7 protein-coding genes are annotated in these 12,008 nt (G+C 74.5%); 5 read left to right on the forward strand and 2 right to left on the reverse strand.

The window, feature by feature from the left end; translation table 11 throughout:
• The 5 genes from ON36_RS21400 to ON36_RS35910 form a co-directional block, all read left to right on the forward strand.
• Positions 1-1,526: DUF5691 domain-containing protein (locus ON36_RS21400; protein ID WP_043656557.1), on the forward strand; the 1,526-nt coding region annotated here is incomplete at its 5' end.
• On the forward strand, positions 1,523-2,620 hold the full coding sequence (locus tag ON36_RS21405; protein WP_043656560.1) for an ATP-binding protein: 1,098 nt from the start codon (positions 1,523-1,525) through the stop codon (positions 2,618-2,620). The genes ON36_RS21400 and ON36_RS21405, both read left to right, overlap by 4 nt.
• A 3-nt stretch (positions 2,621-2,623) precedes the next feature.
• Positions 2,624-4,918: a DUF5682 family protein gene (locus ON36_RS21410; RefSeq protein WP_043656563.1), complete on the forward strand. Its 2,295-nt coding sequence runs from the start codon at positions 2,624-2,626 to the stop codon at positions 4,916-4,918.
• Positions 4,919-4,962: 44 nt separating this feature from the next.
• Positions 4,963-6,126 carry a VWA domain-containing protein gene (locus ON36_RS21415; protein ID WP_043656565.1) on the forward strand — a complete coding sequence of 388 codons (1,164 nt, stop codon included), beginning with the start codon at positions 4,963-4,965 and terminating at the stop codon, positions 6,124-6,126.
• Between the two features lie 95 nt (positions 6,127-6,221).
• On the forward strand, positions 6,222-8,549 hold the full coding sequence (locus ON36_RS35910) for an ADP-ribosylglycohydrolase family protein (RefSeq protein ID WP_245558151.1): 2,328 nt from the start codon (positions 6,222-6,224) through the stop codon (positions 8,547-8,549).
• 40 nt (positions 8,550-8,589) lie between these two features.
• Here ON36_RS35910 and ON36_RS21430 read toward each other — a convergent pair whose 3' ends face one another.
• Positions 8,590-11,109, reverse strand: coding sequence for an ABC transporter permease (locus tag ON36_RS21430; RefSeq protein ID WP_043656568.1), 2,520 nt, complete (start codon positions 11,107-11,109; stop codon positions 8,590-8,592).
• A 29-nt stretch (positions 11,110-11,138) separates the two neighbouring features.
• Positions 11,139-11,915 (reverse strand): ABC transporter ATP-binding protein, encoded by a 777-nt coding sequence (locus ON36_RS21435; protein WP_052314219.1) that lies wholly within the window; start codon positions 11,913-11,915, stop codon positions 11,139-11,141.
• Positions 11,916-12,008: the final 93 nt, after the last annotated feature.

Raw genomic sequence — 12,008 nt, forward strand, 5'->3', positions numbered from 1 at the left:
GGAGTTCGCCGACCTCGGTGTCGGTGGCGCTGCTGGGCACGGCCCGGCGCGCGCCCGACCACCTGGGCCTGGACGACGCGGTCGCGGCGGCGGTGCCCCGCGCGGGCGATCCCGCCGTGCGTGTCCTCACCGCCGCCGCCCTCCAGGACCTGTACCTGACCGGCGGCGCGCTGCCCGGCACGGCCGAGCCGCCCGAGCCCGCCGAGGACGACCCGCGGCCCGCGCTGCCCGCGCCCGCCGCCGCGCGGCTGGCGGCCCTGCTCACCGACAAGTCCGCCTTCCTGCCCGAATGGCTGGAGGCCGCAGCGCCCTTCGGCTACCGGCTGCCCGCCGCGCTGCTGGTCCCGGTGCTCACCGCGGCCGCCGCCGACACGGGCAACCGGGAGGCGCTGCTGCGGCTCGCGGGCCCCCGCGGCCGCTGGCTGGCCGGGCTGAACCCCGAATGGCGCAGGCTGGGCGACAGTTTCGCCGGGCACGCCCCGGTCGTCGACGTCACCGTCACCGACCCGTGGCTGTTCGGCACCGCGGTCGAACGCCGCGACTGGCTGACCGCCCTGCGCGCCGCCGACCCGGCGGGCGCGCGTGCCGCCCTCGCGGCCGCCTGGCCCGGGGAGACCGGGCCGGTCAAGGCCGAGCTCCTCGCCGTCCTCGCCGACGGGCTGTCGGCCGACGACGAGGAGCTGCTCGAATCGGTGCTCGACGACCGCCGCGGCGACGTCCGCCGCACCGCCGCGCACCTGCTGGCCCGGCTGCCCGGATCCGGGTACGCCGCCCGGATGACCGAGCGGGCGCGGGACTGGTTCGGCACGGCCGCGGACGGGAGCGTCACGGTGCGCGTGCCCGCCGACCTCGACGACGCGGCCCGCCGCGACGGGATCACCGACCGCGGCGCGGAATTCGCCTATCGCTGGGAGGGCCTACCCGACCTGGACGCGGTGCGGGTGCGCCAGGTCGTCGCCGCCACCCCGCTGGCCGCCTGGCGGTCGCTCGCGGCGGCGACCCCGCGCGGCACCCTGGCGCTCCCGCTGCCCGAACGCTTCCGCCAGCCCGTGGTCGACGGCTGGATCGACGCCACCCTCGCCCAGCGCGACACCGCCTGGGCCGCCGCGCTGTTCGCGCTCGGCAGGCCGACCGACCAGGCCATGCTGCGCAGGCGCGAGCTGTTCGCCCTGCTCGAGCCCGAGGAGCAGATCGCGCAGGTCCTGACCCTGGACGCGCACTGGATCACCGAATTGCAGAATCTGCTGCCCGGTTTCGGGCACCGCTGGCCGGAAGCGATCGCCGCGCACATCCTCACGCTGCTCGGCCGCCGGGCCCGCACCACCGTCCGGGACGGCTCGTACTACGCGGGCACCTACGCCGACCGGTCGCTGCTGGCCGCCGCGTCCGTCCACCTGCCGCCGGAGCTGGCCGCCGAGGCCACCGCCCTGGCCGAGAAGATCGACGATCCCGCCTGGGAACAGGCCTTCCACCGTCTCGCCCGCGATCTCACCGATCGCGCGACCATGCTCGAGGAGCTGCGTTGACCACCACCGGAACCGCGACCACCCTGCTTCGCCCGCACGCCGAACAGGCCTTCGCCGACGAGCTCGCCGCCCTGGCGCGCGTCGACGACCGGCCACGCCCGCCGTCGTGGCGGCTGTCGCCGTGGGCGGTGGTCACCTACCTGCTCGGCGGCACCCTCGACGACGGCACCGTCGTCAGCCCGAAATACGTCGGCCCGCGCCGGCTCATGGAGGTCGCCGTCGCCACCCTGGCCACCGACCGCGCGCTGCTGCTGCTCGGCGTGCCCGGCACCGCGAAGACCTGGGTTTCGGAACATCTCTCGGCCGCCGTCTCCGGGCGGTCGACGCTGCTGGTGCAGGGCACCTCCGGCACCGCCGAGGAGGCCATCCGCTACGGCTGGAACTACGCGCGGCTGCTCGCCGAGGGACCCAGCGACGCGGCGCTGGTCGCCTCGCCGGTGATGACGGCCATGCGCGAGGGCGCCATCGCCCGCATCGAGGAGCTCACCCGCATCCCCTCCGACGTGCAGGACGCGCTGATCACGGTGCTGTCGGAGAAGACGCTGCCGGTGCCCGAGCTGGGCGCGGAGGTGCAGGCGGCCAAGGGCTTCAACGTGATCGCCACCGCCAACGACCGCGACCGCGGCGTCAACGACCTGTCCTCGGCGCTGCGCCGCCGCTTCAACACCGTGGTGCTGCCGCTGCCCGCCGACGAGGACGCCGAGGTGCAGATCGTCACCCGCCGCGTCGAACAGCTCGGCGCCGCGCTGGAACTGCCCGCCGTGCCCGCCGCGGCCGAGGAGGTGCGCCGGGTGGTGCGGGTGTTCCGGGAGCTGCGGTCCGGGCTCACCGCCGACGGCCGCACCAAGCTCAAGTCCCCCTCGGGCACCCTGTCGACGGCCGAGGCCATCTCGGTGATCACCAACGGCCTCGCGCTCTCGGCCCACTTCGGCGACGGCGTGCTGCGCGCCTCCGACGTGGCGGGCGCGGTCCTCGGCTCGGTGATCAAGGACCCGGTCGCGGACGCGGTGGTGTGGACCGAGTACCTCGAGGCCGTGGTGCGCGAGCGCCCGGAGTGGGCCGACTTCTACCGCGCCTGCAAGGAACTCGGGTAACCCGTGACCGCACCGACCCCGCCCGAGACCCGGGTCTTCGGCATCCGCCACCACGGCCCCGGCTCGGCCCGTTCGCTGTGGGAGGCGCTGTCCGCCTTCGCGCCTGACACCGTCCTGATCGAGGGGCCCGCCGACGCCGACCCGCTGGTCGGGCTGGCCGCCGCCGAGGGCATGGCGCCCCCGGTCGCGCTGCTGGCCTACGTGCCCGACACCCCGGCCCGCGCGGCGTTCTGGCCGTTCGCGGTCTTCTCCCCCGAGTGGCAGGCCCTGCGCTACGGCGCCGAACACGATGTCCCCGTACGGTTCTGCGACCTGCCCGCCGCCCACGCCCTCGCCGCCGATCGCGACCGCGCCCGCGGCGGGGACCCGCTGGCCCAGCTCGCGGCGGCCGCCGGGTACGACGACGCCGAACGCTGGTGGGACAGCATCATCGAATCGGTGCCCGACAGCGCGGCTTTCGCGGCGATCACCGAGGCCATGGCGGCCCTGCGTGAGTCCGCCGGGGACGACGAGCCCGGCGAGGACGGCGAGGACGGCGAGGACGGGAGGGACCCCGAGGACGCGACCGAGCCGGAATTCGCCGGCCCCTTCGCGCCCCTCGTGGTCGACCGGCACACCCTGGTCCGCGAGGCGTACATGCGCCAGACGATGCGGGCCGCGCTCAAGGGTGGCTCGCGGCGCCTGGCCGTGGTCTGCGGCGCCTGGCACGCGCCCGCGCTGAGCGGCACGCTCGGCCCCGCCGCGCCCGACGCCCGTCTGCTCAGGGGCCTTCCCAAGACGAAGACCGCCCTGACCTGGGTGCCGTGGACCCATTCGCGCCTCGCGTCGGATTCCGGATACGGCGCTGGTGTCGCGTCGCCGGGGTGGTACCACCACCTGTTCACCGAGACCGCGCAGCCGGTGGCGCGCTGGCTGACCAAGGTCGCCGCGGTGCTGCGCCGTCACGACCTGCCGGTGTCCAGCGCGCACGTCATCGAGGCGGTGCGGCTCGCGGAGACCCTCGCTGCCCTGCGCGGCAGGCCGCTGGCCGGCCTGTCCGAGGTCACCGAGGCCGTGCGCTCGGTGATGTGCGGCGGCGAGGAGACCATGGTGCGCCTCGTCGTCGACGAACTCGTCGTCGGGGAGGCCCTCGGCGCGGTGCCCGAGGAGACGCCGACCGTGCCGCTGGCCGCCGACCTGCGCGCCCGCATCCGCACGCTGCGCATGAAACAGGAGGCGTCGCCCCGTGCCCTCGACCTCGACCTGCGCCGGGAGCGCGATGTCGAACGCTCCCGGCTGCTGCACCGGCTGCGGCTGCTCGGCGTGGACTGGGGCACACCGACCGTCGGCGAGGTACGCAGCACGGGCACGTTCCGCGAGAGCTGGGCGCTGCGCTGGGAACCGGAGTTCGCGGTGCGCATCGTGGAGGCCTCGCGGTGGGGCACCACCCTGCGGACCGCCGCCGAGGCCAAGATCCTCGACACCGCCGCCGGCCCCGGGGCCACCGTCACCGAGCTCGCCGAGACCCTCGAACTGGCCCTGCTCGCCGACCTCGGCGACGCGCTGACCGGGCTGATCCGGCGGCTGGAGGCCGCCGCGGCGCTCGATCACGATGTCACCCAGCTGCTCTCGGCGCTGCCGGGCCTGACCCGCACGCTGCGCTACGGCGACGTCCGGGGCACCGACACCGCCGCGCTCGCCCACGTCACCGAGGGTCTGCTTGTGCGGATCAACGCCGGCCTGCCCAGCGCCGTCACCGGCCTGGACACCGACGCCGCGGAGGCGCTGCGCAAGCAGATCGACACCGCGCACACCGCGCTGGGCATCCTCGACGACGCGCGGGCCACCGACGCGTGGCTCGACACCCTGGCCCGCATCGCCGATCGCGCCGATGTGCACGGCGCCATCGCCGGGCGCCTGGTGCGGCTGCTGTGCGACGCCGAGCGCATCGACGACGCGGAATCGGGACGCAGGCTCGCCGCCGCCCTGTCCGTCGGCCGGACCCCGGCCGCCAAGGCCGCCTGGATCGACGGCTTCCTCGGCGGCCGCGGCCTGCTGCTCGTCCACGACCGGGACCTGTTGCGCCGCATCGACGACTGGCTGCGTGACCTGTCCGAGGACCAGTTCGTCGCCACCCTGCCGTTGCTGCGCCGCACCTTCGGTTCCTTCGAATCCGGCGAGCGCCGCGCCATCGGACAGGCCCTGCGCGACACCGGCCCCGACGGCGCCGCGGCCCCCGCCGACACCGCAGGCGTCGATCCCGACCGCGCCCTGCTCGCCCTGTCCGCGGCCCTGACGATCATCGGCGCGCCCCGATGACCGGCCGCCCGGCCACCCCTGCCCACCGGAAGGCGGCACCGCCCATGACCGACCCCGACGAAACCCACTCCCGCCGTTGGCGGCTCGTTCTCGGCCAGGCGGCCGAATCCGCCCTCGGCGGCCTGCCGGGCAGCGCCGACGAGGCCATGGACCGGGCGCTGGCGGCGCTGTACGACACCGGCGAGGCAGACGGCCCCGCGAAGCGCGCGGGCGGGCTCGGTGGTTCGGCGCCGCGGGTGGCCCGCTGGCTCGGCGACATCCGCACCTACTTCCCGTCGACGGTGGTGGAGGTCATGCAGCGCGACGCCGTGTCGCGGCTGAACCTGACCGAGTTGCTGCTGGAACCCGAGCTGCTGGAATCGGTGGAACCCGATGTGCACCTGGTCGGTACGCTGCTCGGCCTCAACCGGGTGATGCCCGAGACCACCAAGGCCACCGCCCGCGCGGTCGTCGCCCAGGTGGTCCGCGAGATCGAGCGGCGGATCGCCGCGCACACCGTGGCCGCGGTGTCCGGCGCGCTCAACCGGGCCGCCCGCACCCACCGCCCGAAACCGGGCGACCTCGATCTCGACCGCACGATCCGCAAGAATCTCGCCCACTATCTGCCCGAGCATCGCACCGTCGTCCCGGAGCGGCTCGTTGGCTACGGCCGCCGGGCGCACGCCGTCCGGCGCGACGTGGTGCTGGCCGTCGACCAGTCCGGGTCCATGGCCGCCAGCGTGGTTTACGCCGCGGTGTTCGGGGCGGTCCTCGCCTCGATGCGGTCGCTGAAGACCTCGCTGATCGTCTTCGACACCGAGATCGTGGATCTGACCGACCAACTCGCCGATCCGGTCGACGTGCTGTTCGGCACGCAGCTCGGCGGCGGCACCGACATCAACCGCGCCATCGCGTACGCGCAGTCGTTGATCGCGCGCCCGGCTGACAGCCTGTTCGTGCTGATCTCGGACCTGTACGAGGGCGGCGTCCGGGCCGAGATGCTGCGCCGGATCAACGCGATGAAGGAGGCCGGGGTCCAGGTGGTCGTCCTGCTGGCGCTGTCGGACGAGGGCGCGCCGGCCTACGACCACGAGAACGCCGCGGCGCTGGCCGCGCTGGGCGTCCCCGCCTTCGCCTGCACGCCGGACAAGTTCCCCGACCTGCTGGCCACGGCGCTGGACCGGGGCGATCTGGTGCGCTGGGCGAACCTGAACGCGGGGTCGCGCTGATCGATTCGGCCCCGGGACGCGCGCGGCGGCGGCCGTTAAGCTGCGGAGGCAGACTTCGGCAGAGGGGTACGTAGAGGGTGTTACGGCGGGGCGCGGTGTTCGCGGGCTTTGTCATCGAACGGGAGCTCGGCCGCGGGGGCATGGGCGCGGTGTACGCCGCGCGCCATCCCCGTCTGCCCCGGCTGACCGCCCTGAAGCTGTTGCACCGCGACCTGTTCACCGACGGCGAGGTGCGCGCCCGGTTCGAACGCGAGGCCGACCTCGTCGCCCAGCTCGACCACCCCAACATCATCACCGTCTACGACCGCGGCCACGACGACGAACAGCTCTGGATCTCCATGCAATTCGTCGACGGCACCGACGCTTCGGCGGTGCCCGCCGCGCAGCTGGGGCTGGACCGGATCGCCGAGATCCTCACCCAGACCGCGGACGCGCTCGACTACGCGCACAGCCGCGGCGTCCTGCACCGCGACGTCAAGCCCGCCAACATCCTGCTGTCCCGCTCGGCCGGGCGCGGGGCGGGCTTCACCGAACGAGTCCTGCTCACCGACTTCGGCATCGCCAAACTGCTCGACGGCGGTTCGACGATCACCCGGGCCGGGCAGTTCACCGCGACCATCCCCTACGCCTCGCCCGAGCAGCTCACCAGCTCGCCGCTGGACGGCCGCAGCGACCAGTACTCGCTGGCCTGCACGGCTTTTCGCCTGCTGACCGGCGCGGGCCCGTTCGACGCGCCGCAACCCGCCACCGTGATGCTGGGGCACCTGCACCGCCCGCCGCCCGCGCCGAGCGAGCGCCGGGCGGGGCTGCCGCCCGCCCTCGACGCCGTGTTCGGCCGGGCCCTGGCCAAGGAGCCCGAGGGCCGCTACCCCAGCTGCACCGCGTTCGCCGACGACCTGCGCGCCGCGGTCCGGGAGGCCGCGGGCCACGGGGGCCGGGCGCGACCGGTGGCGGCGAACCTCGTCGGCCCCGAACCGGTCGCGGGTCGCGCACCGGACGCGGGCCGGACGGCCGGGGCGGCCGCCGCGGAACGGCATCCCGGAGCGGGCGCGCTCCCGCACGGCGGGCGCGACAGCCCTCCCCGTCCCGCGGCGGGCGCGCGATCGGGATCGATGGCCGAGCACGGTGATTTCGCGCGCCTCCACGGCGACGAGGCATCTCGTCGCCGCCCCGGCACGGCACCCGAGCGGCCCGACGCGGCGCACCGCGAAGCGACGGCGCGGACGCACCACGGCGGGCCCGCCGCCGACACCGCTCCCGGCTGGGAGCGGCGCGTGCACGGCGCCCTGTTCGGCGGCGCGATCGGCGACGCCCTCGGCGCGCCGGTGGAAGACCAGCTGCTGCGCCACATCCGGCAGCGCTACGGCGCGGCGGGCGTCACCGGCGTCGGGTCGACCTACCGGGCGACGATCAGCGAGGAGACCCAGCTGACGTTGTTCACCGTGGAGGCGCTCATCCGCGGGTCGGTGCGGGCGCGGGGCGGCGGGCGCGGCGGCGGGACCATGGGGTTCCTGCAGGAGGGCATGCTGGTCTGGCTGGAGAGCCAGGGCGGTTCGCTACCGCCGCAACCGTTCCCGCTGCACAGCGCGCTGGTCGCCTACCCCGAGCTGATCGACCGGCGCGGGACGACCCAGTCGGTGTACCGGGCGATGCAGCGGGTCGCCGACCAGGCCGACCCGCACCGCGTGCTCGGCACGCCTGCGCGTCCGATCAACGACTCCAAGGGCTGCGGCGCGGTGATGCGCTCGGCGCCCTGCGGTTTCGGCTACGCCGCGGACCGCTCGGGCTCGCTGCTGCGCGAGATCTTCGACGTGGGCTGTGACGCGGCGGCGCTCACCCACGGTCATCCCGGCGGCTGGCTGCCCGCGGGCACGCTGGCGGCCATGATCTATCTGCTGTGCCGGGGCGCCGACCTGCCGACCGCCCTCGACCGCGCCCGCGGCGAACTCGCCCGCCACCCCGGCCACGACGAGACGTCGAACGCCCTCGACACCGCGGCCGCGCTGGCCGACCGTCTGGCCCGCGCCGGGCGCGCACCGGTGCCCGAGGACCTGGAGGAACTGGGGCACGGCTGGGTCGGGCCGGAGGCGCTCGGCATCGCGGTCTTCGCCGCGCTCGTCGCCGAGGCCGCGCGCGGGCCCGGCCACGAGCGCGTCCGCGAGGGACTGCTGTTGTCGGTCAACCACTCCGGCGACAGCGACTCCACCGCCGCGGTCGCGGGCAGCCTGCTCGGCGCCCGCTTCGGCCGCGACGCGCTGCCCCGCCGGTGGGCGGCCACCCTCGACGCGGCGCCGGTCCTCGACCGGCTGGCCACCGACTACTGCGCCGAATTCGGGCTCACCCCACCGGTGGACGAACACGGCGCGCCGCCGCGGGCGTGGTGGGACAGCTACCCGGGCGGCCCGCCGCGCCGCCGCGGCTGACCCGGCCGGGCACCCCGGCGGCGGGCCGGTCGTCACGGACCTACATGTCGGCGATGGCCGCCAGGGGTGGCGTGCGCGCCGCCCGCACCGCGGGCCACAGCGCGGCCAGCACCCCGACCACGCCCGAGGCCACCAGCACGAAGACCAGCTGGCCCCACGGGATGGCGATCTGGTCGATCCCCAGGTCCCGCAGCGTCCGCAGGAACCCGACACCCAGCGCCACACCGAGGACGAGGCCGATGATGGCGCCGAAGACGGCGATCAGCATCGACTCCAGGTAGATGGTGCGCCGCACCTGCGCGCGCTGCGTGCCGACCGCGCGGAGCATGCCGATCTCGCGGCGCCGTTCCACCACCGACAGGGCCAGGGTGTTGATGATGCCGAGGACGGCGATCACCACGGCCAGCGCGAGCAGGCCGTACAGGATGGCCAGCAGGGTGTTGATCTGCTTGCCCTGCGCGCCCTTGAAGTCCTCGCGGTCCTGCACCTGGACCACCCGGAACTTCTCGGTCGCCTTCTCCAGCTGCCCGCGCATGGCGGTGAGGTCCGCGCCGGGCGCGGCCTTGATCAGGACGTAGGCGTTGGCGCGCAGGCTCTGCGGCATGACCTCCTCGTACACCGGGGTGCTCAGGACGATCGCGCCGAGCAGCGGCGAGTTGTCGAAGATGCCGGCCACGGTGAGCGGGATCTTCTTGTCGTCCAGGCTGGTCAGGGTGACCTGCTGGCCGACCTTCCAGCCCCGCTCGGACGCCTCCACGTCGTCGACGAGGATCTCGCGCTCGCCGTACTGGCGGCTGCCGTCGAGGATGGTCATGTCCACGACCGTGTCGACCGGGCCGTCGGGCGCCGTGCCGGTGAGCTGGTCGTCGCCGACCTTCACCAGCACCGCCCGCACCCCGACGACGTCCTCGGCCGCGGGCACCTGCTGGCGCACCGCGTCGACGGCGCCGATCGGCACGCCGATCATGGGCGGGCCCGCCAGCACGTATTCGGCCTCGACGCCCTTGTCGACCAGCACGCTCACGCTCGACTTGGCCGAGGCGCCGAAGATGCCGATGGCCGAGACCAGCATGAGGCCGAGCGTCAGGGCGAACGCGGTGGCGGCGGTGCGGCGCGGGTTGCGCACCGCGTTGTTGCGCGCCATCTGCCCGACCGGGCCGAACGGCCGCGTCAGGACCCCGAGCACCCGCAGGATCGGGCGCGACAGCGCCGGCGAGGCCAGCAGCACCGCCAGGATCAGCGCCAGCGCGCCGATGCCGACGACCACCGCCGCGGGCTTGCCCGTGTTCTGCGCGCCGAGCACGACAAGCACCGCACCGACCACGCCGAGCAGGGCGCCCAGGATCGTGCGCAGGCGCAGCGAGTCGCCCGCGCTGGCGAATTCGGAGCGCATCGCCTCCACCGGCGGCACCTTCGCGGCCCGGCGGGCAGGCGCGTAGGCGCTGGACACGGTGACGACGAGCCCGACCAGCAGCGCCACGATCGCCGTGCGCGGCAGCACGGTCAGCGAACCGGTGGGCAGGCCGAGGTCGAAGGCGTTGAGCAGCGCGGACAACCCGTAGGCCAGCGCGATGCCCGCGCCGAGGCCGATCACCGAACCGATCAGGCCGATGATCACCGCCTCGGCCACCACCGAGCGGCCGACCTGGGACCGGCTCGCGCCGATCGCGCGCAGCAGCGCCAGCTCCCGCAGCCGCTGGGCCACGATCATGGAGAAGGTGTTGTAGATGATGAACGTGCCGACGATGAGCGCGATGGCGCCGAAGGCGAGCAGGAAGTAGTTGATGAAGTTCAGCGCCTGCGAGATCTGGGCCTTCATGCTCTCGCGGACCTGCTCGGCGTTCTCCACCTTGTAGTTCGGCAGCGCCGCGGCGAGCTTGTCGCGCAGGGCGTCCGGGTCGGTGCCGGGGGCGGCGCGCAGGTCGGCGTAGGCCACGTGCGAACCGTCGGTGAACAGCTTCATCGCCTGGCTCTGCTCGAACAGCACCGCGACGACGCCGCCGCCGGAGGTGCCGGGCAGCTCGTAGATGCCGGTCAGCGTGACCTCGAACGGATCGCCCTGGGACGGGACGAGCACCTGGGTCCGGTCGCCGACCCGCAGGCCGGCGCGCTCCGCGCCGCTGACGTTGAGGCCGATCTCGCCGGGCCGCGACGGCGGCGTGCCCGCGACGAACTTCTCCGGCTCGGCGACGGCCTGCCCCGGCGGCAGGTACGACTGCCCGAAGCTGGGGGCGCCGCCGGTCTGGACGGCCTTCGCGCCGTCCGGGTCCATGAGCACGATCGGGCCGTTGGCGGCGGGCGCCACCGCGGCGACACCTTCGGTGCGGCTCAGGCTCGACACGATGTTGGTCGGCACGCCCTGGCCCTGGGCGGCCTTCGGGCTCACCCGGACGTCGACGCCCTGGGCCTGGCCCTCGAAGATGCTGTCGAAGGTGCGCTGCAGGGTGTCGGTGAAGACGAACGATCCGGCGATGAAGGCCGTGCCGAGCACGACCGACAGCACGGTGAGCGCCAGCCGGACCTTGTGGGCGGCGAGATTGCGCAGGGCGACCTTGCGCATCGGGCTCCCCCCGCCGCGCGCTGCTGTGCTCACTTGGTCTCCAGCGCCTTCATCCGGTCGAGCACCGAGTCCTGGGTGGGATCGCGGAGCTCGTCGACGATCTCGCCGTCGGCGAGGAACACCACCCGGTCGGCGTAGGAGGCGGCGCGCGGGTCGTGGGTCACGATGACCACCGTCTGGCCGAACTCGTCGACCGAGGCGCGCAGGATCGAGAGCACCTCGCCGGAGGAGTGCGAGTCCAGGTTGCCGGTCGGCTCGTCGCCGAAGATGATCTCCGGCTTGCCGACCAGGGCGCGGGCGCACGCGACGCGCTGCTGCTGACCGCCCGAGAGCTCGCTGGGCCGGTGGCCGAGCCGGTCGGTGAGGCCGAGGCGGCCGACGACGGTGTCGAGCCAGTCCGGGTCGGCCTTGCGGCCCGCGATGTCGAGCGGGAGGGTGATGTTCTCCAGCGCGGTCAGGGTGGGGACCAGGTTGAACGCCTGGAAGACGAACCCGATCCGGTCGCGGCGCAACGCGGTCATCTGCTTGTCCGACAGGCCGGTCAGCGCGGTGTCGCCGATGCGCACCTCGCCGCCGTCGGCGGCGTCGAGGCCGGCCAGGCAGTGCATGAGCGTGGACTTGCCCGAGCCGGAGGGGCCCATGATGGCGGTGAACTCGCCCCTGGCGAAATCGGCCGAGACACCGTTGAGTGCCTTGACCTGCGTATCTCCGGCGCCGTACACCTTGACGAGGTCTACCGCGGCGGCCGCGGTCGCGGTACCCGCCGCCGTGTCGGCGGCGTCGATGCCCTTGGAAAGCGATGTCATGGCCACCAGTGTTCCTGTCCGGCCGCCCGCACGCCATCGGGGATTCCCCCGGTTCGGTTCCCCACCCCGGAACCGGGGGCACCGGTCGCGGGT

Source organism: Nocardia thailandica NBRC 100428 (assembly GCF_000308795.1).
Lineage (GTDB): Bacteria > Actinomycetota > Actinomycetes > Mycobacteriales > Mycobacteriaceae > Nocardia > Nocardia thailandica.